The organism is Paraburkholderia sp. ZP32-5 (genome assembly GCF_021390495.1).
GTDB lineage: Bacteria > Pseudomonadota > Gammaproteobacteria > Burkholderiales > Burkholderiaceae > Paraburkholderia.
This window is the reverse complement of sequence record NZ_JAJEJP010000003.1, coordinates 784,005-810,166: the sequence shown is the minus strand read 5'-3', so window position 1 is coordinate 810,166 and position 26,162 is coordinate 784,005. Positions and strand designations below refer to the sequence as shown.

General features: G+C 58.6%; 22 protein-coding genes. 12 read left to right on the top strand and 10 right to left on the bottom strand.

The features are described from left to right. Nucleotides 1–29: 29 nt before the first annotated feature. Complete coding sequence (locus L0U82_RS36100; protein WP_233838552.1) at nucleotides 30–461, bottom strand: tautomerase family protein; 432 nt, start codon at nucleotides 459–461, stop codon at nucleotides 30–32. A 544-nt stretch (nucleotides 462–1,005) separates the two neighbouring features. On the opposite strand from L0U82_RS36100, the gene L0U82_RS36095 reads away from it, so the two are divergent. The 4 genes from L0U82_RS36095 to L0U82_RS36080 all read left to right on the top strand — a co-directional run bounded on the left by L0U82_RS36095 (nucleotide 1,006) and on the right by L0U82_RS36080 (nucleotide 5,159). Continuing rightward, entirely contained in the window at nucleotides 1,006–1,332 is a 327-nt protein-coding gene (locus L0U82_RS36095) for a DUF485 domain-containing protein (RefSeq protein ID WP_233838550.1), read from the top strand. Beyond that, nucleotides 1,329–3,056: a cation/acetate symporter ActP gene (actP, locus tag L0U82_RS36090; RefSeq protein WP_233838549.1), complete on the top strand. Its 1,728-nt coding sequence runs from the start codon at nucleotides 1,329–1,331 to the stop codon at nucleotides 3,054–3,056. The genes L0U82_RS36095 and actP overlap by 4 nt, the downstream gene beginning before the upstream one ends. Before the next feature lie 40 nt (nucleotides 3,057–3,096). Continuing rightward, a complete protein-coding gene (locus L0U82_RS36085) occupies nucleotides 3,097–4,503 on the top strand; it encodes an NAD-dependent succinate-semialdehyde dehydrogenase (protein WP_233838548.1) in 1,407 nt (468 codons plus the stop codon). A gap of 77 nt (nucleotides 4,504–4,580) precedes the next feature. Continuing rightward, entirely contained in the window at nucleotides 4,581–5,159 is a 579-nt protein-coding gene (locus tag L0U82_RS36080; RefSeq protein ID WP_233838547.1) for a DUF302 domain-containing protein, read from the top strand. An 800-nt stretch (nucleotides 5,160–5,959) separates the two neighbouring features. On the opposite strand, the gene L0U82_RS36075 is transcribed toward L0U82_RS36080, so the two are convergent. The 7 genes from L0U82_RS36075 to L0U82_RS36045 all read right to left on the bottom strand — a co-directional run bounded on the left by L0U82_RS36075 (nucleotide 5,960) and on the right by L0U82_RS36045 (nucleotide 15,062). Then, entirely contained in the window at nucleotides 5,960–7,156 is a 1,197-nt protein-coding gene (locus tag L0U82_RS36075; RefSeq protein ID WP_233838546.1) for a porin, read from the bottom strand. A gap of 658 nt (nucleotides 7,157–7,814) precedes the next feature. Beyond that, a complete protein-coding gene (locus tag L0U82_RS36070; RefSeq protein ID WP_326489792.1) occupies nucleotides 7,815–9,329 on the bottom strand; it encodes a methyl-accepting chemotaxis protein in 1,515 nt (504 codons plus the stop codon). Nucleotides 9,330–9,681: 352 nt separating this feature from the next. Continuing rightward, on the bottom strand, nucleotides 9,682–10,389 hold the full coding sequence (locus L0U82_RS36065; RefSeq protein ID WP_233838545.1) for a TetR/AcrR family transcriptional regulator: 708 nt from the start codon (nucleotides 10,387–10,389) through the stop codon (nucleotides 9,682–9,684). A 91-nt stretch (nucleotides 10,390–10,480) separates the two neighbouring features. Then, nucleotides 10,481–12,007, bottom strand: a complete 1,527-nt coding sequence (locus L0U82_RS36060; RefSeq protein ID WP_442793716.1) for a tripartite tricarboxylate transporter permease — start codon at nucleotides 12,005–12,007, stop codon at nucleotides 10,481–10,483. Continuing rightward, nucleotides 11,998–12,504, bottom strand: coding sequence for a tripartite tricarboxylate transporter TctB family protein (locus L0U82_RS36055; RefSeq protein WP_233838543.1), 507 nt, complete (start codon nucleotides 12,502–12,504; stop codon nucleotides 11,998–12,000). The genes L0U82_RS36060 and L0U82_RS36055 overlap by 10 nt, the downstream gene beginning before the upstream one ends. Nucleotides 12,505–12,591: 87 nt before the next feature. Continuing rightward, nucleotides 12,592–13,563, bottom strand: coding sequence for a Bug family tripartite tricarboxylate transporter substrate binding protein (locus tag L0U82_RS36050; RefSeq protein WP_233838542.1), 972 nt, complete (start codon nucleotides 13,561–13,563; stop codon nucleotides 12,592–12,594). Between the two features lie 140 nt (nucleotides 13,564–13,703). Then, nucleotides 13,704–15,062 (bottom strand): MFS transporter, encoded by a 1,359-nt coding sequence (locus L0U82_RS36045; RefSeq protein WP_233838541.1) that lies wholly within the window; start codon nucleotides 15,060–15,062, stop codon nucleotides 13,704–13,706. 311 nt (nucleotides 15,063–15,373) lie between these two features. Between L0U82_RS36045 and L0U82_RS36040 the strand changes: the two genes are divergently transcribed. Continuing rightward, on the top strand, nucleotides 15,374–15,946 hold the full coding sequence (locus L0U82_RS36040) for a TetR/AcrR family transcriptional regulator (protein ID WP_233838540.1): 573 nt from the start codon (nucleotides 15,374–15,376) through the stop codon (nucleotides 15,944–15,946). Nucleotides 15,947–16,012: 66 nt separating this feature from the next. Here L0U82_RS36040 and L0U82_RS36035 read toward each other — a convergent pair whose 3' ends face one another. Then, entirely contained in the window at nucleotides 16,013–16,909 is an 897-nt protein-coding gene (locus L0U82_RS36035; RefSeq protein WP_233838539.1) for an alpha/beta fold hydrolase, read from the bottom strand. Nucleotides 16,910–17,240: 331 nt separating this feature from the next. Between L0U82_RS36035 and L0U82_RS36030 the strand changes: the two genes are divergently transcribed. From L0U82_RS36030 to L0U82_RS36005, 6 genes are all read left to right on the top strand, one after another. Beyond that, complete coding sequence (locus L0U82_RS36030) at nucleotides 17,241–17,969, top strand: hypothetical protein (protein WP_233838537.1); 729 nt, start codon at nucleotides 17,241–17,243, stop codon at nucleotides 17,967–17,969. 125 nt (nucleotides 17,970–18,094) lie between these two features. Further along, nucleotides 18,095–18,871: an enoyl-CoA hydratase/isomerase family protein gene (locus L0U82_RS36025; protein WP_233838535.1), complete on the top strand. Its 777-nt coding sequence runs from the start codon at nucleotides 18,095–18,097 to the stop codon at nucleotides 18,869–18,871. A gap of 1 nt (nucleotide 18,872) precedes the next feature. Continuing rightward, nucleotides 18,873–20,144 carry a CaiB/BaiF CoA transferase family protein gene (locus L0U82_RS36020; protein ID WP_233838533.1) on the top strand — a complete coding sequence of 424 codons (1,272 nt, stop codon included), beginning with the start codon at nucleotides 18,873–18,875 and terminating at the stop codon, nucleotides 20,142–20,144. Between the two features lie 117 nt (nucleotides 20,145–20,261). Beyond that, nucleotides 20,262–21,572 carry a fumarylacetoacetase gene (fahA, locus tag L0U82_RS36015; RefSeq protein WP_233838531.1) on the top strand — a complete coding sequence of 437 codons (1,311 nt, stop codon included), beginning with the start codon at nucleotides 20,262–20,264 and terminating at the stop codon, nucleotides 21,570–21,572. Between the two features lie 285 nt (nucleotides 21,573–21,857). Further along, the gene (locus L0U82_RS36010; protein WP_233838530.1) at nucleotides 21,858–23,489 is read left to right on the top strand and encodes a methyl-accepting chemotaxis protein; all 1,632 of its coding nucleotides are present in this window, start codon (nucleotides 21,858–21,860) and stop codon (nucleotides 23,487–23,489) included. 9 nt (nucleotides 23,490–23,498) lie between these two features. Beyond that, entirely contained in the window at nucleotides 23,499–23,810 is a 312-nt protein-coding gene (locus tag L0U82_RS36005; RefSeq protein WP_233838528.1) for a hypothetical protein, read from the top strand. A gap of 16 nt (nucleotides 23,811–23,826) precedes the next feature. Here L0U82_RS36005 and L0U82_RS36000 read toward each other — a convergent pair whose 3' ends face one another. Then, nucleotides 23,827–24,714: a LysR family transcriptional regulator gene (locus tag L0U82_RS36000; RefSeq protein WP_233838526.1), complete on the bottom strand. Its 888-nt coding sequence runs from the start codon at nucleotides 24,712–24,714 to the stop codon at nucleotides 23,827–23,829. Between the two features lie 102 nt (nucleotides 24,715–24,816). Between L0U82_RS36000 and L0U82_RS35995 the strand changes: the two genes are divergently transcribed. Further along, entirely contained in the window at nucleotides 24,817–26,037 is a 1,221-nt protein-coding gene (locus L0U82_RS35995) for an alpha-hydroxy acid oxidase (RefSeq protein WP_442793727.1), read from the top strand. The last annotated feature ends 125 nt before the right edge of the window (nucleotides 26,038–26,162 follow it).

Genomic DNA, 26,162 nt, shown 5'->3' with positions numbered 1-26,162 from the left:
CCTGCGATAGCAGGATCAAGCGCAAAAAATCAGCCCTTTTCTGGATCAAACGGCGCCGCCCGATTTTCGAGCTTCCATTCCTTCTCCGCTTCCGAATTTGGTCGCGGAGGCCGAATGCTATCGATCATCCAGAGCTCGCGAGGCGTTTCACCGACGTGCAATTCGTAGTGATATCCACGATCGCGAACGAAAGGTGCGATCGCGGCGTCGGCTTTCTTCAGCCATCCCGCTGTCCATTCGGAATCGTTGGAAATATGCCGCGCAAAGTGATCAAGTCGGATTCTGACGAAGTCATCCCGCGCGACGGCGCCCATGTAAAACGACTCCTTCGGCTGCTCATGGAAAAGAATCCCGACATAGAAGCGGGGAATCGTGTAGATGTCGGTGATGCGCGTCGCCATCTCCTGTTTGTCTTCGGCCGTATAAGCGCCGACCGGATGGTAGATATTCCACAATGGCATGTTATGTCTCCTTGCTCGGGTGATGCCAACGTTCTCGCCTCCTGAAGACTCCGGAAATCATCGGCGACTTCGTAGACAAGACGTCGGCGGTTTATAGCGACCACCGCAATGGGGTCTCCATACAAAACAGATCGCCTCTAACACTTCGAATCAGATACAAGCGGGTATCGCCAACTCACGCAAACATCGCGACTCCGAACTCTCGTCAGGATTCGTTCTGTTACGTACTTTCAGCGATGATGTTATCGACGATAACATTTGCGTCTACAGTATTGGGATTACCAGGTGATTGCACCATTCGGGTTTTCCCGCGCGGAGCGACATGCGCCCGGCCCTACCAGCAACCTGAAGAGCCCGCGATTCTCGGCCCTCCGAATCAGTGGTCAGCATAGTATAGCGCCAAGTGTTAATGTCGTTAACACTAATATCAAAACAACGTTAACAGCGATAACTTTACGAAACATCGTCATCTTCGCCGTGCTCGCCATCAAGAAGGTACGCCGAAGCACATGACGCGGCATCGACCCACTCCAAGGTGATTCTCATGATGAAAGACGCTGTGCTGGATGCAGCAACCGTCCTCGCGGTGGCGCAGTCTGAACCGTACCGCCGCCTCACCCGCAGCCGCAATCGCCTCCAATGGCTGCTGACCGGCGTCATGCTGGCCGCGTACTACGGTTTCATTCTCGTCATCGCATTTAACAAGCAGACCCTGGCCACACGTCTCGGCGATAGCGTCATGACGCTTGCCATCCCCGTCGGCTTCGCGGTCGTTGCAGTGATCGTGTTGACCACCGCGCTCTACGTCAGGGCAGCAAATCGCAGATTCGACGCGCTAAATCAGTCGATTATCGAAGAGGCTGCGCAATGAAGACGTTTCATTCGTACCTACTGCGCACATTTGGTGCACTGACGCTGCTCAATGCGTCCCGACCCGCGTGGTCGGCCTCCCTCAATCAGGCCTCGGGCACCAAACTTCCGACAAACTGGAGCGCGATTCTGATCTTCCTGGCGTTCGTGATCCTTACGCTGTTCGTGACCAAATGGGCCGCCCGGCGCAACTCGTCGGTGAACGCCTTCTACACGGCGGGCGGCAATCTCGGCGGCTTCAGGAACGGGCTCGCGCTAGCCGGCGATTTCATGTCCGCCGCGGCCTTTCTCGGAGCGTCGGCGGCAGTCATGGTCAGCGGCTTCGACGGCCTGATCTATCTGATCGGTTTCATGTCCGGCTGGCCGATCATGACTTTCCTGCTCGCTGAGAGACTTCGCAATCTGGGCAAATACACGTTCGCGGACGTGATCGTCTACCGCTTCGACGAACGTCCGCTGCGTATCTTTGCGTCGATCTCGTCGCTCGTGGTAATCGTCGCGTATCTGCTCACGCAGATGGTCGGCGCCGGACAATTGATCGAACTGCTGTTCGGTTTCGACTACTGGATCGCAGTCGTCGTCGTCGGCGCGCTGATGATGGTCTACGTGCTGTTCGGTGGCATGGCCGCCACCACTTGGGTGCAGATCATCAAGGCGACGATGCTGCTGTTCGGCGCGACCTACATGGCGATCGCGGTGCTCTGGCACCATGGTTTCGATGCCGGCCAGCTGTTTTCCAGAGCCGTCGAGATCAAGACCCAACTCGCGCTGAAAAGCGGCAAACCCGAAGTCGACGCACTCAAGGCGGGGGCCGCGATCATGGCGCCGGGCGGTTTCATTGCGGATCCGATTTCAGCGATCTCGTTCGGCATGGCGCTGATGTTCGGCACGGCGGGCCTGCCTCACATCCTGATGCGCTTCTTTACAGTGCCGAACGCGAAGGAAGCGCGACGCTCAGTGATGTGGGCGACGGCATGGATGGGCTATTTCGCGGTCGTCACGTTCGTGATCGGCTTCGGCGCGATCTCGCTGGTGCTGACCAATCCGCATTTCCTCAACGACGGAGGCTCGCTGATAGGCGGCGTAAATATGGCGGCGATCCATCTTGCCGAAGCCGTCGGCGGCAAGGCGTTCTTCGGTTTCATGTGCGCTGTGGCTTTCTCGACGATTCTCGCGGTCGTGGCCGGACTTACGCTGTCGGGCGCGGCTACCGTATCGCACGATCTGTACGCCAACGTGATCCGCAAACACGACGCCAATCATGCGACGGAACTGAAAATCTCGCGTGTCACGACGATATGTCTTGGCGTAATCGCCGTGCTGCTGGGTATCGCGTTCCGCAAGCAGAACGTCGCATACCTCGTATCGCTTGCGTTCTCGCTGACCGCATCGACCAATTTTCCCGTGCTGTTCATGTCGGTGTTCTGGAAGCGCTGCACGACACGCGGCGTGGTGGCGGGCGGCTACGCCGGTCTCGTACTGGCTCTGGCATTGACCCTCGCCTCTGACTCGGTTTGGGTGAAAGTGCTCGGACATGCCGCCGGCAGTGCGCCCTTCCCGTTCGCGTCTCCCGCAATCTTCTCGATGCCGCTCGCTTTCGCGGTGATCTGGATCGTATCGGTGCTCGACCGCAGCCCCCGCGCGAAGATCGACCGCGCCGGTTTCATCGCTCAGCAGGTGCGCTCGGAAACAGGCATCGGCGCGGCCTCGGCGGTCAACCACTGATAAGCACGGGTCGGATTTAACTTCAACCAAGGAATCGTTAATGGACTATCAAACTATAAACCCCGCCACAGGCCAGTTGATCGATAGCGTCGCCACTATGAGCGACGGCGAACTGAACTTAGCCCTGTCCACCGCGCAGCGGGCTTTCGAATCGGATTGGCGCCATCGCCCCGTTACCGAACGAGCGAAGATCGTCGGCAAGGCGGCGCAGATCCTACGTAACCGAGCCGAAGAATACGCACAGATCATTACGCTCGAAATGGGCAAGCGAATCGGTGAAGCGCGCGCCGAAGTCGGATTGTCAGCCAGCATCCTCGAGTATTACGCAGAGCGGGCGGAAAACTATCTGCGCCCACGCCCGGTGCCGGACGTGCCCGATGCGCAGGTACGTGTCGATCCGTTCGGCGTCGTGCTCGGCATCGAGCCGTGGAATTTCCCGTACTACCAGGTCGCGCGCGTCGCGGGTCCGCAACTGATGGTGGGCAACGTGCTGCTGCTCAAGCATGCTGAGAATGTACCCAAGGCAGCGTTGGCATTTGCGCGTCTATTCGAGGAAGCGGGCGCGCCGGCCGGCGTCTACACAAACCTGTTCGCGTCCATCGAGCAGATCGGCCGCGTGATTGACGATCCGCGCGTGCGTGGCGTGACCCTGACGGGCAGCGAACGCGCTGGCTCAGCAGTAGCCGAACGCGCGGGGCGCGCGCTGAAAAAAGTCGTGCTCGAACTTGGCGGCAGCGATCCACTGATCGCACTCGAAGATGCGCCGCTCGACTGGGTCATCACCAGCGCGATGGCAGGACGGATGTTCAACTGCGGGCAGTGTTGCGTCGGCACCAAGCGTGTCATCGTCGTGGGTGAAGCACGCGGCAACGCGCTGCTCGATGGCCTGCGCGACGCAATGACCTCGCTGCGCGCGGGCGATCCTGCCGATGCCGCGACGACGCTCGGGCCCTTGTCGTCAGAACGCGCGCTCACGCATCTGCTCGGGCAAGTCGAGCGCGCGACGGCGGCAGGCGCCACGCTCGTGTGCGGGGGCAAGCGTATCGACAGGCCCGGCTTCTATCTCGAGCCGACCATTTTTACCGGCATCGCGAAAGACAACCCACTCTACAGCGAAGAGACGTTCGGCCCGGTGGTATCGGTCTACATCGTCAAGGACGAGGAAGAAGCGATTCGCGTCGCTAACGATACGTCGTATGGGCTCGGCGGCTCGGTATTCTCGTCCGATCTCGAACGCGCGTCGCGTATCGCCGATGCGATCGACAGCGGAATGGTCTTCATCAATCGCCCGTTCGGCACAACGCCGCAATTGCCGTTTGGTGGCGTGAAAAATTCGGGCTTCGGTCGAGAACTGTCGGAAGCCGGCTTCGACGAATTCGTCAACAAGAAGCTGGTTTATACAAATCCCGTCGGTACGCCGCCGTTCGGTCGCCCCAAGGCGGCGTAACCGACTAATTGCACTCGCACGCTACTACGCAATCCATTTGTTCAAAAGCTCTTTCATAGTCGACAAGGAAACACTTCATGAGTCCAGTCAGCCGCCTCGCCCTGAGTGTCGTACTCGGCGCAATTGCATCCGTAACTTCGGTAACCAGCCATGCCGCGGACGATGTGCGTGTGCAGATTCGCGATGTCGCAGTCAAGCATGTCATCGTGACCACGCCGAAGAAGTATGCGGACGTGCGTGAGTTCATCGAAACGAAATTGGGACGCTTCGATCAGTCGATGCGCGACATGTTGAAGAACGGCCAGGTCGACCAGCTACGCGACTCCGCAACCCGGATCATCCAGAACTATGGACTCTCGATCCACTACATCGCGTATCACGGCAAGCTGTTGGCTCTGAACGGGCCGACGCGCAATCTGGTTGCCTACTATATCGGCGACCTGCTGTCCGCGTCGAAAATGACACGTGTCGTGCCGGCAGCCGGACTGTATGCGCCGTTGCGCGTCGTGGTCTACGAGAATGACTCGGGCGGTACGACGATCGAATACGATCAGCCGTCGACGCTATTCGGTCAGTTCCGGAATCCGACCACGACAGAAATGGGCGTCAATCTCGATGGGCGCATGGATAAGCTGATTCACGACGCGGCGAGCTGATTCTGATCTACTTGCGATTCATTTAGCGAGCCAGCCTCCTGTCTCTCTGGATCGAAATCGCATTCATCGTCAAGCGCGGCTTCACGGGCGCGCTTGGCTCAATCGACGGATGAAGCAGTCTTGTTGTATTGATCGCGTACCGGTTCGACGCGAGGTAGGTCGCCAACAGAATCGATTCGCCCTGTGGGCCGCGCGCCAAATCGGAAGTGCTAACGGCATCTCGCCCCGTTTGGCACCGACTTTACATCATCGCACAGTACATCGCTCAGCGACGCGCCAGTACGCTGATGATTGTGCCCCTCCAATCTCAAACGTCTGACTCTTTTCGTCGAGATCAGTCGTCAATGCCCGCTTCTCCCGCATGACATCCCGCCGACCGCCGCGTTGAGCCACAGTGGATCGACAAACCAGGTGACTGCCGATTGCACACGCCGCACACACCATCATTCAGTACGCGGATGCGCGGATATCGAGCACCAGTCGAACCGTTCGGGTACCAAACCGAACTCGACGGCACTGAGAAACATGTCGGCAAAAAGGCCGAAAAAACTTGCGAATCTGTGGTAGCCGGATGGGTAGCTTGCCCGGCGCCATGAAACGGCCGTGGATCAGGGCATATCTTACCTACGAACCGCTGTCGTATGGTTTGGTACGTTGCTTTGGATTCGCGACGAGGCCTGCGAATGAGACGGTCAAATAGATCCGCGAATAAGTGTGCACCTGCGGCCAGATACCGTCGCCGGCATCCAGTCGCAGGTCATTCCAGTCAACATCGGGTCAGGTTGGCTTCAACCGCTTCTTTAGAACCTCTGAGTCACCCCCATAACCACCGCAACCTGATGATGAACTCCGACGACAGTAGGCCCGCCCGACGCGTCGATTGCGGCTACCTTCGCATCGCTCATCGCGCGCTGATAGACAGCAACCCCATACAGGTTCGTACGCTTGCTCAGCGCGTAGTTCAGGCCCGCATTGAATTGAATCCATTTCGGATGTGGGCCAGATACCACATTCTTCAAGTTGGTTCCCATCATACTTCCCTGGGTATAGATAGCCCCAAGACCGCCGGACAAAGCCGGTGTGAACGAATAACGCCCGCTCAATTCGAAGTTGGACAGATTCAACTGCGTCGTATCGACGTACTTGAGTTGCGTGTGGCTGTAATAGGCGGCCAGCGTCAGAGATGAGATCTGATAGGAGACCCCGGCGCCTGCCACGTCCTGACTGGCAACGGCATTAGAGAAAAAGATGTCCGTGTTCGACGAGTAGTCACCCGCGATAGCCCCGCCTGTATTGCTACCGTTCGTATTGCCGGATGACGGATGCGACAGATGAAAGTACCCCACTCCTGCCTGTAGCGGCCCTTTCGAATAACCTACCGCGGTCGACCATGCACTATTGTTCGAAAAGCCGGTTCCGCTTGAACCACTTGCCTGATTGCTAAAGGCGTACATACCGCTGACAACGAATCCATAAAGGTTCGGGCTCGCGTATCTAACGGCATTATTGAAGCGGAACGACGCGAAGGTATTGTCCACGTCGCCCACGTGAGCACCATATACACCGCCCCACTGCCGAGCTGACGTGAAGGAACCGACAACGTCGAAATAGGGATCGTACTGACGGCCTAAAGTGAGCAAACCGAGACTATCTTTTTTAACACCAACGAAGGCCTGACGTCCGAACATCCTACCGCCTTGACCAAGTGCGCCGCTCATCGCGCTGAAGCCGTTCTCAAGGGTGAATACAGCCGAGTAACCGCCGCCAAGATCCTCCGTGCCGCGCAGGCCCCATCTTGACGGCGAGCCTCCGCCTGATTCCGCAATGACGGCGGATCCCCCCTTTGAGCCCAAGGAGGGTGATGTATTGGATACGTAGGCAACGCCGGCATCAACTATGCCGTACAGTGTCACGTTTGATTGGGCAACAGCCGCGGTGGACGCAGTACAGGCAAGCGATGCAATTGCCGAAACGATAGAAACATTGTGTTTTTTCAAGGTCATCTCCAAACCCTATTCAGATTAATTTCCTCAGGCCTTTCTATTAAAAAGACGTGGCTGTGCCGTGGCCCGAAATCCAAAACATCAGGCACTGCCATGTTTTCACTTGAAGCAGTAATGCACGACGTAAATGCCAGTTCACACGATTGCCTCCCAAAAAAATTAATCGCGCATTGAAACGAATCAGAAAGACGAATCCGTATGAATAAAATCGCTCACGGTTACCCCTCCTGCCAGAGGACTCGCAACATGGGTAACTTCTTTCTAGAAGAGTCCTTCGCCGGTCACGCGATTTTTAGTTAAACGCCCGTGCTGTTCGTCGGCGTGGGTGGGATCTGAGCCATCTCACTAGCTTCGGTCAGGCGCAGCGTTGTTGCCGTGCCCGGCAGCGAACATCATGTTAACGATAGTAACATCGGCATGCGATTTAAATATCCACGTTTCCCCTGGCTATAGAGGATCAGTATTTACTTAACGAAGCGACACCAATCGAAAGGATCAGATGTTGTGGACGGATTCCCGGTGTGTATCATCTTGAGTGACTAAGCGTCGCAACGGGGGACGCTCGCAATGCGCTGTTTCGTAACCATTTAATACCCGGTGGTCTTTGTCCATAGGGATCGCTCGCGCACACCGGGTGCTTGCATCGCACTCTCTATGTTCGTCGCAATCGAAGCACCGATACCATCGGCGCCGCTGAGATGGTGGCGATGGTATCTTCCACATCTCGCGCTGTCCTGAATGCCGAAACGGCCTCGGCGAGATGATTACCCTGCTCTTCGAGCACCTTCGATGCCGCTGCCGCCTCCTCGACGAGCGCCGCATTCTGTTGGGTCATCTCGTCCATATGCGTCACAGCAACGCCGATCTGTTCAATGCCGCGGCTCTGCTCCGACGACGCGGCGGCGATCTCTCCGATGATATCGTTGACCCGTGCGACAGCACGTGTCACTTCGGACATGGTTGCGCCCGCATCGTCGGCGAGTCGCGAACCGTCGCTAACCTTTTGCACCGAAGCAACGATCAGCTCCTTGATTTCCTTCGCCGCGACCGACGAGCGCTGTGCGAGATTGCGCACTTCGCTTGCGACGACTGCGAAACCGCGCCCCTGTTCGCCAGCTCGCGCCGCCTCCACTGCCGCATTCAGTGCGAGGATATTGGTTTGAAACGCAATACCCTCGATGATGCCGGTGATGTCAGCGATGCGCGCCGAGCTATCACGGAGATCGCTAATCGTGCTGACGACCTGTTCCACCATCTCATTTCCACGCCGCGCAATAGCGGATGCACTCGTAGACAGTACGCTCGCCTGTTGCGTATTCTCTGCGTTGTGTCTTACCGTCGACGTCAGCTCTTCCATGCTGGCCGCCGTCTGCTGCAACGAAGCAGCTTGTTGCTCGGTACGTACCGACAGGTTCGCGTTACCCGACGCAATCTCACGCGCGCCGACTGTGATACCATCGGCTACCCCACGGACTGCGCCGATGAGAATGACCAGGTTGCGCTGCATCTTCCCCATCAACGCCAGTACACTGCCCTCCGGCGCGCGATGCGCGTCTTGCACCTCGGTCAGGTCGCCGGTCGCGATGCGCGCTGCCACGGCGGACAAGCTGGCTGGGTCAGCGCCTAACGCGCGCAGAACGCTGCGCGACGCAGCCATTGCCAACAACGTCATGATTGCGCCCAGTAACAACAATGCAGTTAGCGAACGGCCAAGCGTGCTGTAGAAGGCCGCGTGAATATCGTCCTCGTACGCACCGGCGGTAAAGTCCCAGCCCCAAGGCCGGTAGCGCTTCAGGAAGCCGAGTTTCTCGCTCGGCACGGTTTCCCCGGGCTTGGGCCACCAATACTCCAGATAAACGCCATTTTCCGAAGACGCGCTGGCGATCTGCCCATTCTTGTACAGTGCGAAGCCGCGCGCGTCTTTCCACGTCGACATGTCTTTACCGTCCAGCGCCGGGTTGGTCGGATGCATGATCATGACCGAATCCGCGCCGACGATGCTGATGTATCCGTTGCCCTCATACCGCAGGTCCGAAATGCGCGCGATGGCTTCGCGACGTGCGGCGGCAACGTCAAGCTTGCCTGCCTGCACTTCACGATCGAGTCCCCGCGCAATCGAAATCGCCATCTCCAGAACATTGCGCAGATCCGCGCGGCGCTCCTGCAATTGCAGATCTCGCGCCTGAAACGCATTCCACACGCTCAGCGAAAGTAGACCGAACCAGGCGAGAATCAGCGGGAGCCAAAGCTTCTGACGGAATGTCATTTTTTTCATCGCAGTGTCTATAAGTCGAGGCGGTGGCCGACAATGTTAAACATGTTAACGTCATGCGGACAAAAAATCTTTAGAGGCCGGTAAAGGACATTTACAACTGGTGATGAGGCCAGGGAGTGGAAACGGCGAAGCAAGCTCGCAACACGTCTGCCGGCCACGCGCGTGCAATGCGCGGGCAGCGAGACATGTCGCAAGAAATGGAGTCTTTACAGATTACCAACCGCACGCTTGGCTTGCGGTATGGCTATGCACTCGCGGGCTTGCGCCTCGATCGAGACTTCGGCGCAGAAAACGCACATTGATCCATCACCGTCTTCAACTGATCCGGCCCGGCGATGATGGCGCTGAGCATGGACATGATCGCGAAATCGATGATGCGTGCGACCGGTACGCGCATATCTGGGTGGGGTGCGCGATCGGAAATGATCAGCGTAGCGAGACCATGCTCCATACTCCACGCTGCATGAATAACCAAGCTCAGATCCGCGGCCTGCCAACCACTTTCGACCGCGAGCGCTTCGATAGCTGAGCAAAATAACCGGAACGATTTTCCGGATTCATCCGCGAGTTCGGGATAGGCTTCACGCTCAACGATGCGTGGCCCGATCATAAGGCCGAACAGACCTTTTTCACGCTCGGCGAATTCCACATACACGCGCATCATTCGATACGCTTTCGATAGGGACGTGTCGCCACTTTCGCGGATACCGATACGCAATGATGCCAGTTCGCGAAAACCGCATGCCGCGATGCTAGCGAGTATGTCGGCAATGCCTGAAAAGTGCCGCGATGGCGCCGCTTCCGAAACGCCAACGATGCGCGCAAGGTAGCGCAAGCTCAAATCTTGCGCCGAGACCTCCTTGAGCGCTTCACGCCCGGCTTCGATCAGCGCGCTGCGCAGGTTGCCGTGATGGTATTCGGTTTTTTTGGCGATAGATGATTTCGGACTCACGGCGCTCACCGCTGAAAACAGGTTATTTCATATTATAGAGTGGTTCGCCTGCGATGCTGTGTTTCCGATTGAGGCGGCCTTGCGGCGATAGCTACAACGGGACGCTTCCACGTGGCGTCACTCGCCGCGATCGGGTTGAAAATTTATAGAGCTGAATGACCAGGATAGCCGCACCGATAAGCAGAAAAGCCGCGCTGACTGGACGCTGGAGAAAAATCTGGAAGCCACCGTCGGACAGCAGCAACGTACGGCGAAAATTTTCCTCGAGCATCGGGCCGAGCACATAGCCGAGCACGATCGACGAAAGCGGGAAGTCCAGTTTCGACAGAACCGCTCCGATGATGCCGAATACCGCCACCTCCGCGACGTCGAACAGGCTATTGCGCGCGCAATAGACACCGACGCAAATAAAGAAGATTGCCAGAGGAAACAAAAACCGAAAAGGAACTCGGAGTAGCTTTACCCATACGCCAATCAGCGGAACATTCAGGATCATCAGCAGCAGGTTGCCAATCCAGAAGCTGGCAATGAGTCCCCAGAAGATATCCGGATGTTCGACGATAAGTTGCGGGCCAGGCTGAATTCCTTTAATGATTAGCGCGCCCAATAGCAGTGCCATGATCGCATCGCCCGGAATGCCAAGCGACATGGTCGGAATGAAATCCATCTGGGTTTTCGCATGCGCGGCGGCCTCGGGCCCCGCGACGCCCGCCAGTTCGCCTTTCCCAAAACGGTCCGCGCTTTTCGACACCCGGCGTTCAACCGCATAGGCGAGGAATGACGTGATGGTGGGCCCCGTTCCCGGCAACGCGCCGAACAGCGTCCCGACCAGAGTGCCGCGCAGCGTCGGCGCAATGGATTTCTTCAGTTCGCGCTTCGTTGGCCACATATCCCGCATCGTGACCTTCGGCGATTCTTCCACGTCGGCCAGACGATTGGCCTGCAGCATGAAGTACGCGAGACCAAAAAGTCCCATGCACAGTGCGCCCAGTTCGACGCCGTCCGAAAGATCCGGCGCTCCGAATGAGAAGCGCACGATGCCGGTGGTCAGATCGGTTCCCACCGTACCGCAAATGAGCCCGAATAACGTCATACCGATGCCTTTAAGCGGACTGCCTTGCGACATCGTCGATCCTGCGATCAGACCGAGCAGCATGATCGACGTGATTTCCGCGGGACCGAAGCCCGCCGCCATATCGACCAGTATCGGCGACAGAAAAATCATGAAGACGATGCCCACCGATGCCGCAAAAAAGGACGCCATCATCGTGATGCCGAGTGCGGCTCCGCCCCGCCCTTGCCTCGCCAGCGGATAGCCGTCCAGACATGTGACGGCATGTGGAGGATGGCTCGGCAGATTGAGCAGGATCGCGCCGATCGCGCCGCCGTACATCGATCCATAAAAGACGCCCGCGAGCATCAGCACCGCGGCGACCGGCGAGAGCGGATAGGTCAGCGGCAGCAGCATCGAGATGGCCGACAATGCGCCCATACCTGGCAATACGCCCACGAGGTTGCCGACCAGTACGCCAGCAATTACCCACACCAGGTTCTGGAACTGAAGCGCTATGCCGAACCCGTGATATAGCTCGATGATCGCCTGCTCCATTAGAACCATTCTCCGTTAAAGAGCGGCATCTGCAGTGACAACCCGTAGTGAAACACGGTAATACTGACCAGCGTTGCCGCCGTTGCGAGCAAAGCGGCCTCGCGCCAGGAGTTCTTGCGATCCGCAAGAGCAGCAAGATAAACCGAACCAAAAGACGCCGCCACGAGTCCCAGCATGCCGCCCAGTACAACGAAAGCGGCAACTGACAACATCATGTAACCCGGACCACGCCATGCCGACAGAACGTCCTTCGCGACCTGCGAGTTACCGTGTGCCTTGCCGTGCGGTGTTTCCTCGTAAGCGTCTTCGTGCGGCTCGCCGCTTGCCAGTACCGCAACGCCGACCAGGCTCAACAGAATCCCGCAAGCAGTCGGCATGAAGCCGGCCCCCATGGCCTTGACACTGCCGACGCCGTAGCGCCAGCCCGCGATTGCGGTGGCCGTGCCTGTTGCAACCAGCAATAGTCCGCCCAGACGATGCCTAGTGGCCCACCTCAACCCTCGCATCGCGTACGCTCCATCTCTATTGGAAAAATCCGGAGACACAAGCTCCCCGTCCTTGTACGGCGCTCGTACCGTATCGCACGGACATGCTCACTCGAGCACGATGTGCCGCTTCGCGACGATTGCCTGCCAGCGCGCCGATTCCGTCGCAGTGACTGAAGTGAATGCGGCGGGTCCGTTCGTGTAGGCCTCGGCGCCGATCTCCCACATTTTCTGGACGGTATCAGGCTCCGCCACGATCTTCTTGAGCGTGTCGGAGATCTGGTTCACATAAGCAGCAGGCACTTTGGCACCGGTGAAAATACCCCACCAACCAGGCGAGCTCAGATCCGCATAACCCAGCTCACCGAAGGTTGGCACATCGGGAAACGCCTTCCAGCGAACCTGCCCTACTGCGGCGATCGCTCGGATCTTGCCGGCCTTCAGTAACGGCCGGGCCGCGAGGCCGTCGACAAAGAGCGCCTGGATATGACCACCGACCAGATCATTGAGCGCCGGCGCTGAGCCGCGATAAGGCACATGCGTCATGGATGCCGACGCGTCGACACTCAATGTTTCGCCATCCAGATGAGATGAGGTGCCTACACCGTAAGAGCCATACTTCACGTCGCCCTTTTTGGCTTGCCCAACAAATTCCTTGAGGTTCGACGCGGGAAACGACGTGGACGTGGCAAGCAACGTCGGCCCCAGCGCAACCTCGGAAACCGCCTGAAAATCCCTTTGCGGGTCATAAGGTAGATCGCGATAGACAGACTGGATCGAATGCGACGAGTTGTCGAGCAGCAACGTGCAACCGTCCGCACGTGCCCTCAAAAGCTCCTGATACGCGATGATCGACTTCCCACCGGGGCGGTTGTCGACGATCACCGTGTTGTGCAGGTCTTCTCCGAGCTTGCTCGCCACGATGCGCGCAACGATATCCGTGCCGCCGCCCGCCGCGTAGGGCACCAGAATGCGGATGGTATTGCACGACCAGCCTCCATCAGCGAACGCAGCCAATGGCAGAATTACCGCACACGCAGCCACAGCCGTGGCGATCAAACGGACAAAGGCTCTCTTCACGGCTCATCTCCTCTGTTATGCCGACGCGGCGACAGACTGGATACGGCTCATGGTCTGCACCAGACTTCAATGTTAACTACAATAACATCAAATGCCAATGATTGTATCCATACATTCCCTGGCGCTCCGCCGGCATCCGCTCAGGCTTTGGCCGTAACGCCTGCTCCCCGGCTCAACCATCCTTTGCAGGCAATCGCAAGTGCGGCGGCAAGAGCAGGCACCGCCAGCAATCGCACTACATCCGCGCCGGCCAGTCCGCCACCAAGCAGAAGCGCCCCCAGATACGCTCCCACCACGCCACCCAGTCTGCCGACTCCCGCCATCCACGACACACCGCTAGCTCTCGACTGCGTCGGATAGAACATGGCCGCTAGCGTCGGCGTCGAAATCAGTGCGGCGCCCACCATGAAGCCCGCCAGAAACGTCAGCGATGGAACTAGATTCACATCATGCACAAAGCCAGCGAGCAGGAAGATAAATATGCCGGCAAAGGTCCATGCTCCCGAAATCGAAATGTGGGGATTCATACGATCCATTAACCGCCCGCACACTGCCCCGCCGATTGCACCGCCCAGAGGAAAGAGTGCCGCATACACAGCAGCGCTCTGCAATGGGATACCAGATTGCCTGATCATGGTCGGCAGCCAGCTGGCCATCATGTAAAAGATCGTATTGCCCATAAAAAAGGCAATCCACATCATGATCGTGCCGCTACGGAATGCATCCGAGAACAGGATCTTCCAGACTCGCGTGTCCCGAACGGCGGAATCGTCGCTGCCTACTCGAAAATCATAGTCCTGAGCGAGATCCACACCACCCACTGACGCCAACGCATGACGAATCCTCTCGGGACTCCACTTTTTCGCGACCATGAAACGTGTGGACTCCGGCAGAAACGGGATGGCCAGTAGGACGAATATCAGCGGCGTGAGTCCGCCGGCGACGAAGACACCCTTCCATCCGTACGCCGGGATAATCGCCCCGGCCAGAAATCCCCCCGCTGCCGCGCCCAGAGTAAATCCGCAATACATCAGATTGAGCATGAAGGCGCGGCAACGCGCTGGCACCCATTCGGCCAGCAACGTGGTCGCGTTCGGCGATGCAGCGCCCAGACCCAAGCCGGTCAGGAATCGCCAGATTGCGAGTGCCGTCAACGTGGTCGACGTCGTCGCTGCAAGAGAAAATATTCCGAAGCCCGCAACCGATACGAGCAGGACCGGCTTACGTCCCAGCTTGTCGGCGATTGGTCCGGAAATAATTGCCCCGAGCGCCAGTCCCACCACCGACGCCGAGACGGCAAGACCAAATGCCTTTGTCGCGACGCCCCATTCCTTCATCAGCGCGGGCACGACAAAGCCAATCGATGCCGTATCGAACCCATCGGCGACCATCATGAGAAGGCATAAAACGAGAATGACCATGTGTCGTGCTGTCAATGGACGTCTATCGATAAACTCCTGAACATCGATGACGATCGCGAACCGTGTTGAGTTGCTCATATGTCTCCCACTAATGTTTTATGCGTTAACATTAAGGCCGGAATCGGCCTATGTCTTTACTGTTCACTTCCTGGCTTGCCTGACGTGAGTCTCCCGTCCTTCCGCGGGCAGATACTTCCCGTACGGGGGTCCGTTGCATCGAATCCCTCAATGCTCCCGGCCAGCTCACTGAACGTACGGTTTAAAAACTGATTTTTAGAGTATAGTAAGACGCTAATCAATGGGCAATCCCGATTTGCCCTTCATGGCACTCTCCCTGGTTCCGGGTTCTTCACCAGGGTGTCTGCTTGACGACATGCTGGGAGCAAACGATGCGCAAATCACGTAGCGAAACCGCACTGACAAGACAGAAAATCGTGAAGGAAGCGTCGATGGAGCTTCGCTTGCGGGGCATTGCCTCCGCAGGCGTGGCAGAGGTAATGACAAGATCCGGTCTCACGCCCGGCGCCTTCTATCGGCATTTTTCTTCCAAGAACCAGTTGATTGCGGAAGCCACCGCGGAAGCGGCGGATCACATGATCCAGCGCGTCACGAAAGCGGTAGCCGATCGTGAATCGAAGACTGGACTATCTGCCTTGCTCGATTCCTATGTTTCTGTCCGGCACCGTAACCAGATCGACTCGGGCTGCCCCTTTGCTGCAATAGGCACCGAACTGACGCGCGCCGACGACGCGATTCGCGATGTTGCCACGGATGGCTTCCTGAAGCTGGTCCACCTTGTCGCAGCACAACTGACCGGCGCCACGGAAGAACCGCGCAAACGCCGAGCACTTGCCACGGCGGCCTCGATGGTAGGCGCGCTGATGATGTCGCGGGTCGTATCCGATAGCACGCTTTCCGAAGAGATTCTCGACAGCGTTCGCGAGTTGCTCGGCAACGAGTAGTGGCGCTGCGCGGAAGTCGAGGCCGTAGCCTCGACTCGCATCCCGATTAGCCAGGATGCCCCGGAATCACGCCGGGAAGTCCTCGATCAGGTGCCGCGCTACTGTCTCCGGTACGTCGACCTGCGGCCAATGCCCCTGACTCGCCAGTTCATGCAACCGGGCCGAGCCGAACTGCGTGCGCAGATGTCGTGCGACGTCGATCGTGAGATACGGATCACGATCGCCCCAAATCAGCGAAACCGGCTTGTCGAATCTGGCCAGCTCTGGCGTCCGCGACGTGTTGTAGCGGACCGATTCGAGCAGTTCACCCGTCAACGCGAGAAATGCCGGCGCCGGGTTCGGCTGCCGCATGAACTGTTCGCGCACCGCCGATGCAATGCAGCCTTCATGGTCGGCCACCTGTTGTTCCGTCCCTCCCTTGCAGAACTGGTTTCCAGTGAACTTCTGCAACCATCCGAAGATTGGCAAATCGGCAATCATCGCCTTTTGCACGTCGCGATATTTCGGTTCGGAGAAGAAGCCGACAAATGGGGGAAAGCGCAGCGTCGGCGAATCGCCGTAGAACATGTTCAGAAGTGCGACACCACTGACGCTCGATTTGTGGTCGAGCGCCCAGTTGATCGCAGTGCAGCCGGAAGCATCGTGCCCCACGGGAACGAATTGTTCGAGCTTGAAGTGAGCGACGATGGCATCGATATCCTCCAGGAGGCCAGACGTCGTGTAGTTGTACGACTCAGGCTTGTCGGAAAGACCATAGCCCAGGAAGTCAAAACAGATCGCACGGCGACCCAAACTCGACAGCACAGGCCCGAGTCGCTCGTAGATGCGTAAATTGTCGGGGAAACCGTGCATGAGCACAAATGCCGGGCCTTCGCCCGGGTACTCGCGCGCATACAACGTGTGATACGAGCGCGGCACGCGGTGCTCCTCGAAGCCAGTGGGTTGCAATGCGGTGTCTGCCATTTAGATTTCTCCTGAAGGGGTTTGTTAATTGCGCCTGCATCATCGCAACTCGACGCTTATTTAGCGTACCATCATGCGCTAAATAAGCAAACGGCATTTTTCGTCCGCGTACTGTCGACTCGAACATCTTTTGCGACAGCAGCCTTGTCGTCGGGACACTGCGTTGTTGCGCTATCGCGAACACGAGTTGGAACAAACGCAGGGCGCAGCGACGAAATCAGACCACTTGACGGGACCGTCGGTCGCGTCTATGATCAAAATTAACAGTGTGAACTTCAAATAACGCGCGAGCCGCTTTGCCGGTACGCCCACAAAGCGAGGAGACAATTTTATGGATCAACTGACCCAGACCGTGCTTGACGCACATGGTGGCGTCGAACGCTGGAATGCGCTTCATGGCATCGAAATCTCGGGCTCAGCCCTCGGTCCGCTCTGGACACGCAAGGGTTATCACGAGGTATTCAAGGACATCAGTATCAGCATCGATTGCCACCGGCAATTCGTGAGCTTTAACCCATTCATCGAGACGGGGGCGCGCAGTCTGTGCACGCCGGACGAAACCGTCATCGAATCGGCAAGCGGCGCGAAAAGCGTCCGCGCAAATCCTCGAGATGCGTTCAACGGGCAATCGTTTACCAGCGCATGGGACCCACTGCATCTGGCTTACTTCAGCGGCTATGCAATGTGGAACTACCTGGCTACACCGTTTTTCTTTACATGGGACGGCGTGACCACGCATGAAATGGAGCCGTGGAACGAGCACGGCAAGACATGGCGCCGCCTGGTGGTCAATTTTCCACCGGACATTGCGGCCCATTGCCAGGAACAGACGTTTTACGTCGACGAGCGCGGCTACATCATGCGGGTGGACTATACGTCCGAGATAACGAACAGCGGTCCGATTGCGCATTACATGTGGGATCACGCCAATATCGACGGCATTGTTTTTCCCAGGAAGCGGCGCAGTCTGGCCCGCCTGGAAGACGGCGCGCCCGACGTAACCAGGGTTTTCGTCGAGATCAGTCTCGTGGACATCCAGCTTCATAAAAAGATCGTGTAAGCGTCCAGCGAACAACGCATGCATCCTGGACGAGGAGAAATACGGGTCCTTACATGCAATCTAGATGTTAAGCCATTTAACATTAAGTGATGTGCTGTTAAAAATTTCGACGATACGGAGCAAAAATGAGTGAAGGGATTGTGCAGAAAGAAATAGTCGGCCGGGTAACGGTACTGACGATGAATCACCGACCGTACAACTTGGTGGGACCAACGATGTACCGTGCGCTGCTCGGCGAATTCGACGAGGCGGTCAAGCAGGGCTCGCGCGCCATCCTCCTGCGCAGCGGGCTGCGGCACTTCTCGGCGGGTGCCGAAGTGAGTCTGTTCCCGGACCGCATTGCACGTGAAGGTAAGTCGCTGATTGATCCCCTCGAAGTCCTGAACGCATTCGAAACGTGCCCGATTCCAATCGTGGTCGCGGTGAACGGCACGTGCCTTGGCGGTGGCTTCGAAGTGGTGCTCGCCTGCGATTACAGCGTGGTCGCCGAATCGGCAAAGATCGGCTCAGTGGAAGTGGCGCTCGGCCTGCACCCGCTGCTCGGCGGGATCCAGCGTCAGGTGATGCGGGTTGGCCCGGCGCGCGCCAAGGAACTGGCAATGCTCGGCCGCCGCTACGACGCCGCGACGCTCGAACGCTGGGGCATGATCAATCTGGTCGTACCGGATGACAAGCTCGACGAGGTCTCGATGTCGGTCGCACAGGAGCTCGCGGCCGGCCCGACTGTTGCGCACACCGCCACCAAGCGACTGGTTCGCGTCGCCATCAACGAGGGGCTGCAAGCCGCCGACGAAGCAATGTTCGAGTTGCAAAAGCCGATCTGGGCTTCGGCCGATCTGAAGCGCGGGCTGGAAGCATTCGACAAGAACGGCCCCGGCACCGCCGTCTTCGAGGGGAACTGATATGCCAGGTCCGCTTGAAGGTCTCAAGGTCGTCGATTTCTCCCGGGTGCTCGCCGGGCCGCTGTGCGCGCGCACGCTCGCCGATCTCGGCGCAGACGTCGTCAAGATCGAGCCGCCGCGGCCCGACGTGTCGCGCGCGTCGTTTCCGGCCAACAACGGCATGTCCGGCTACTACGCACAGCAGAACAGTGGCAAGCGCAACGTCAGTATCGACCTCAACGTTAAGAACGCGCGTGAGTTGGTGTTGCGCTTGTGCGACGAAGCAGACATCGTGGTCGAGAATTTCCGCGCTGGCACGCTCAAGGCTTTTGGCCTCGACTACAAGTCGCTCGCGGCGCGCAATCCGCGACTCGTGTATGTGTCCATCACGGGCTACGGCCAGGACGGCCCGTGGGCGTCGCGCATGGCATACGCGCCGACCGTACAGGCCGAAGCCGGCTTCACGCACAACACGATGCGCCATTTCGATCTCACCGGCAGCGCGCGCAAATGGGCCGACCCGCTATCGCATGCGGACGTCTATGCGGGCCTGCAGGCGACCATCGCCGTACTGGCCGCGATCCGCAAACGCGACGTGACGGGACATGGCCAGTACATCGACGTAGCGATGATGGCGGTGCTGCTGTCGATCAATGAACGAGCTCACCTCGACCTGGCAGGCGTCGACACCGGCGCTGAACCCGGTGCGCTGGGCGCGGCGGACGGCCCGCATTTCTTCGGTCCGGCTGGAGAGGAGTTCGTCGCGGCACAAAGCATCGTCGGCAGCAACACGTTCCCCAATTATCTGCGCGCAATGCGTCGCATGGATCTACTGGCGGATCCGCGCTTCAGCACCGCGGAAATGCGTCTGCAAAACTATGACGAACTCCACGCGCTGATCCAGTCGTGGATGCTGTCGTTCCGCGACCTCGCAACGCTCGATGCACAACTCGACGAAGCCAAGATCGCGATGGGACAGATTCGCTCCCTGAAGGAGGTAGCTGATACCGATTGGGCAAAGCAGTGGGGCGCGGTACACGAGGTGTCTGACCGTCGGGGCGGCTCGTATCTGATTCATGGCTATCCGTGGCACTTCTCGGACGACGAACTGGGCATGCGCGCCGCACCGGCATTGCGTGGCGAGCACAATGAACAGGTGTTTCTCGACGCGGGCATGTCGACGGCCGAGGTCCGCAAGGCCGTGGACGACGGCATTCTGGTCGCCGACGCAAGCCTGTCGGTAGTCGAAGCGCCGGCAGTCGTGACCGGCGCGCCCGAGGCGCTGGCCAACTAATGTGATGTCTGGGCTGCGGCGCGTGGCGCAAGCGGGGCGTGAAGAAATAACCGCAAACGTTGCCGCGGCACGCTGTGAAGCGAGTGCATCAAGCTCGCTCCGGAAGGAAGGGAAACGATGAGCATCATCATTGATGAAACGCATGAGAGCAGCGCGCAAAGCTGGGTCCAAAGCGCGAATCGCATGGACGGCGATTTTCCGTTGCAGAACCTGCCGATGGGCGTGTTCCGCACCGACATGCGACATCCGCCGCGGCCAGGCATTCGCATCGGCAGCAGCGTGCTCGATCTGCCCGCGCTACTGGAAACGCAGTCAGTGCGATTGGGTGAGCATGAACAGGTCGCACTGCGTCAGACAACGCTGAACGCATGGATGGCGCTGGGCCGCCGCTCGTCATCCGCGTTACGTCGATCGTTATTCGAACTGCTGCATGAGCGCGCAAACGCGCGAACCCGCGAAGCGGTGGCCGCCTGCCTCGTACCGATCGAGGACTGCACGATGCTCCTGCCAGCGTCGATTGGCGATTTCACCGATTTCTACACGTCGATCCATCACGCCCGGCGAGCCAGCGAAGCTGTGCGCGGCGAGGCCACGCTCCATCCGAATTTCCAAAGCATTCCGATCGCGTATCACGGACGTTCGTCGTCGATTGCCGTGAGCGGCCCGCCCTGCCATCGCCCGTATGGAGTGACGGGCGCAACGAGCGGTTATCGACCGTCAGAAAAGCTCGATTTCGAACTGGAGGTCGGGTTTTACGTCAGCGAAACCGCGTATGGCAAGTTGCCGTTCACCGTCGACGAAGCCGATCGCCATCTGTTCGGCTTTTGCCTTGTCAACGACTGGTCCGCGCGCGACATCCAGCGTTGGGAGGCTTTCCCGCTCGGTCCGTTCCTCGCCAAAAGCTTCATGACAACAACCTCGGCATGGATCGTGACCGCGGAAGCACTAGCGCCATTTCGCGTCGCGCCGGCCGCGCGCGAGCCCGACGCGCCGCCGCTCGCGGCAGAACTGACGTCGGCCGCGCACGCTTCGCTGGGGGCGATCGATCTGTCGCTGACCGTCACGCTACAAAGCCGGCTCATGCGGGAAGCCGGTATGCCGGGCATGGTCATCGCGAGGCCGAATTTCAAGGATCAATACTGGAGCGCCGCGCAGATGATCACGCATCATGCCAGCAACGGTTGCTCATTGCGCAGCGGCGATCTGATATCAAGCGGGACAGTATCCGGTCCGGAGCGGGAAGATAGCGGCTGCCTGTTGGAACGTACGCGCGACGGACAGTCGCCGTTCACGTTGCCGTCCGGCGAATCGCGTAGCTATCTCAGCGACGGCGATACGATCGCATTTTCCGGCCGGTGTACGCGGGAAGGCTTCCGCTCGATCGGTTTCGGCGCATGCGTTGCAGACGTCGTGAATCCGCCGGCGTAACAGCGGCTCGCGTTGCGTACCAAGCGTGAAAGCAATCGACATGCATCGCCGCTTCGCACGTCGATGTCTGCGTCGATTGCTAGCCTCTAGTGTTTCGATAGTCACGCTCTCCAGCCCGCCGGCTAAGTTGCGGTTTCTGGAACCCGTCGGCCCACTTTCCGTAGAAAATTTCTGTCGCGTACTGGTGTCCCGCCTCGGGCCTAGGTGATTTCCGCCCCTACCCTCCGTTACGCGCATGCGGTGCCTCATCGCATGCGCCCGCCGGGAACAAAAGAAGAAAACGTCATGACCATTTCCAACCGGCTAGCCATCGCGCTCGCGCTCGCGGTCTCCGCGCTGATCCTGGTCGGTTCAATCGGCCTGATCCAGATGAACAGGGCCGAACAACGATTCGAGCACTTCCAGAACAATGTGACCCGCGCAATCGAGGATCTCAACGACGCCATCCTCAAGATCGCCGAAAACCGTACCCTTGTACTGCAGTGGACCATGCAGTCGGATCCGGCAGCGAAAAAAGCGATCGGGGACAGGATCGACGAGAATGTTTCATCCCTCTACGCGGCGTTCGACAAGTATGAGCACGACGGCGCTGGCACCACCGAAGACCAAAGCTTGCTGGCCGCCGAACGCGCGAATATTGTGCCATTCGTCAAACAGCAGCAACTGTTCGTCTCCGCCTATACGCACGGCAATCAGGATGCTGCGCTTGCCATGCTTGGCAATGACGGCGCACTGCGCACGGCTGCCGTCGCGATGCAGGATTCGGTGAAAAAGCACTTGAACTGGAACGTCGAACGTGGCCGACAACTTCACGATGAAAACCACCGGGCCTACATACAGTCGCTGCGGCTGCTGATCGTGATTGCGACGAGCGCAGCGCTCGCCTGCGGCGGATTGGTTCTGCACCTTCGGAGGACCATCACCGCCAGCCTGAAAACCATTCAGTCCGCACTCGAAAACGCGCGAGCCAATCTGGATTTGACACAGCGCGTTGACATCACGCGTATGGATGAAATCGGGCATGCGGCACATGCGTTCAATGACCTTCAGGATCACGTCGGCCAGGTTATCGGCTCGGTTCATCAGGCCGCGCAGAAGGTCCGTTTCGCATCAAGCGAGATTGCGAGCGGCAATGCAGATTTGTCATCGCGAACAGAAAAGCAGGCTGAGTCGCTCGAACAGACGTCGTCCAGCATGATTGAACTCACCGAGACGGTGAAACAGAACACCAACAACGCGCGCAAGGCAAATACGCTGGCCACTAGTGCAAGCAGCCTCGCGAACACGGGCAATTATGCGGTCATGGACATGGTGCAAACGATTGGGCAGATCAGCGACCGCTCGAACAAGATTTCTGAGATTATCGGTGTGATCGAAGGCATTGCGTTCCAGACCAACATATTGGCGTTGAACGCTGCTGTGGAAGCGGCTCGCGCAGGCGAGCAGGGACGCGGATTCGCGGTGGTCGCCAGCGAGGTCAGAGCACTTGCGCAACGTTCATCGACGGCAGCGAAAGAAATCAAAGTATTGATCGAGGCGTCAGTCGCGGCAGTGCAAAGCGGCGCGATTCAGGCACGTGAAGCCGGCGAGATGATGACCCAAGTCAAGCAGGCCATTCAGCAGGTCGCGGATACCGTTGGTGAGATCTCGACGGCTTCTGAAGAACAGAGCGCCGGCATCGAGCAATTGAACAAGGCCATCGTCCAGATGGACGAAGTCACGCAACAGAACGCTGCGCTCGTCGAAGAGGCTGCCGCCGCAGCACGATCGCTGGATGAGCAGGCCATCTCGCTGCAGTCCGTTGTCGCTGCATTCAAGGTCGAGAAGGAGTGCGAGGTGAGTGAGCCAGCGACGCCCGTACGATCGGCACCTCGTCAAACATTCGCCGAATTCACGGACGATTGGCAACCCTTGTAAGGAAAACGCATGGACAACTACGACACGCTCATGCAAAAAATGAACGCGCTCGGCGCGCACAGTACGCAAATCTCGGCCGCATTGGGAGCCCGAGCTCTCGTGCTCGGTGCTTTCATGGACGCCGCGGTTCCAGCGCTGAACGCTCGCCAATGCAACGCTGTAGTCGCAACCTTCAGGCACCGGATAGAAGACGCCATGGCGATGATGGACAACACCCTACTCCCCGAGCAATTTCATTCCGTTGTGCTGCAGCTTACCAATTTCACCCTCTCCCAACTCCGCAAGCAGCAAGCAACCGCTCAAGACAGTCAGTGGCGGTAACAGATGAAAGGGTAAATCAACGGAAATTCGCATGTTGGCGCACCAACGTCAGCATGGCAGGAATCAATGCGCGCATATCTGTGCGCCGCCACTGAAACGAGTACTGCAAAGGGGCCAACGCCGGCTCGCTGACCAGCCGCACGAGCGTACCGCTTGCCCGCGCGACGTCCCAGTCTGCCGGCAGGAAGCCGATGCCAACCCCTTCGCGAAGCATACCGGCAACCGCGCTCCAGTTGTTGCAGGTAATCTGCTGAGGGCTATGAACCCCACGCGCCAGCAACCACTCGTCCAGAATGCGCGTGGTACCCGCACCGGCTGGCAGAGTTACCAACGGGTGTTCCGCCAGCAACTCTGGCGTCATCTGACGGACTCTACCGACCAGATCTTTGGCGGCCGCCCATGCAAAGCGCGCTTGCGCTACCGCTTGTGACTGAATACCCGGTCGTGAAGAACGACCCGCAACGACCGCAAAATCCAGCTCTCCGAGATCCACGCGCTCCTCCAGCGCGCCGCCGACGTCGACGCTCGGCTCCAACATCAAGCGCGGATGCGATTTCCGCACAGCTGCAACGAAACGAGGTAGCCACGTCAACGCCGATAGCTCGCCGACGCCGAAGCGCAAACGCCCCGTTAGACTCTCCTCTTCCGCAAACACGCGTTGCAAGGCCGCAACTGATTCCAGGATTGAGGCCGCTGCGGGCAGCAAGGCCTCGCCGTCCTCGGTCAACACCGCTCTATGCCCGCTGCGATCGAACAGCGTGCGTCCCATCGAGTATTCCAGTTCGTAGATCCGCTTGGACAGCGAGGAGATGGACAGATGAAGCCGCTGCGCAGCCATGGCGAAGTTGGCCGACGTCGCCGCCCAGTAGAACGCATCCAGCTGCTTGAGTGTCGGTGTTGTCACAATCAATTTCTCTTTTTTCGAACAAGAATGTCCTCTTATTATCGCTTTTTATCGAAATGCCGACTGCCCACAATGGCATCGTTATTTTTGAAAAATTGCCCAATGACAGCCCATTCCTCCATCGCCCCCGCGACTAGCCACACCGCGCCGCGGCGCGTCTTGCAGAATGCACTTTGCCTGCACGACTTCGAAACGATGGCGCAGCGCATTCTGCCGCGCCCGATATTCGGCTACGTTAGCGGTGCTGCGGAAGACAACCGCACACGCGATGAAAACCGCGCTGTCTTTGATGAGTACGGTTTCGTTACGCGCGTGCTACGCAACGTTTCCCAGCGGCAACAGAGCATTGACTTGTTCGGTGAGCGCTTCACGTCCCCGTTCGGCATTGCGCCTATGGGTCTGGCCGCGCTGTCGGCCTATCGCGGGGACCTCGTGCTGGCACGCGCCGCAAAAGCCGCCGGGATCGTCTCTATAATGAGTGGCTCATCGCTGATTCCACTGGAAGAGGTAGCAACGGCTGCGCCAGGAACGTGGTTCCAGGCCTACCTTCCAGGCGATGAGGCTCGAATCGACGCACTGCTCGAACGCGTTTTCCGGGCCGGTTATCGTACGCTCGTGATTACCGTCGACATTCCGGTGTCCGCCAACCGCGAAAACAACGACCGCAGCGGCTTCTCAACACCGCTGCGCCCCAGTCCACGGTTAGCGTGGGACGGAATCGTGCGACCTCGCTGGTCGATCGGCACCTTCACACGTACACTCGTCAAACACGGCATGCCACACTTCGAGAACTCCTTCGCGACGCGCGGTGCCCCCATTCTTTCTTCTCGCGTGATGCGCGACTTCTCTGGGCGCGATCATCTCAGTTGGGAGCACATCAGAAGAATCCGCCAACAATGGACCGGTCGTCTGGTCATTAAAGGAATTCTTAGCGTCGCGGATGCCATCACTGCGGCCGAGAGTGGCGCGGATGGCATTATCCTTTCCAATCACGGCGGCCGTCAGTTGGACGGTGCATTGTCGCCGCTGCGGATCCTCCAAAATGTGGTGGAGACAATAGGACGTACGGGGGCTCGTGACTACCCGGTGATGATCGACAGCGGCTTTCGTCGCGGATCGGACGTTCTGAAGGCGCTAGCGTTGGGCGCGCGCATGGTCTTCGTAGGCCGCCCTTTCAATTATGCGGCGGCGGTGGCAGGCGAAGCCGGTGTCGCGCATGCGATCCGGCTGCTGCGCGAAGAAGTGGACCGCAATATGGCAATGCTGGGGGTCAGTACGTGCGAACAACTCACTCCCGACATGCTGGTCCACAAGCGTGAGTAACCGTCTTGCGGCCGCGCAACGCCGGGCTCACAAGACTGATACCTCGCGCGATGAAGACATCATGCAGCTAGTGCTAAGCCAGCGCACCGCGAACTGCGAAACACACGTCATCAGGTTTGATGCTG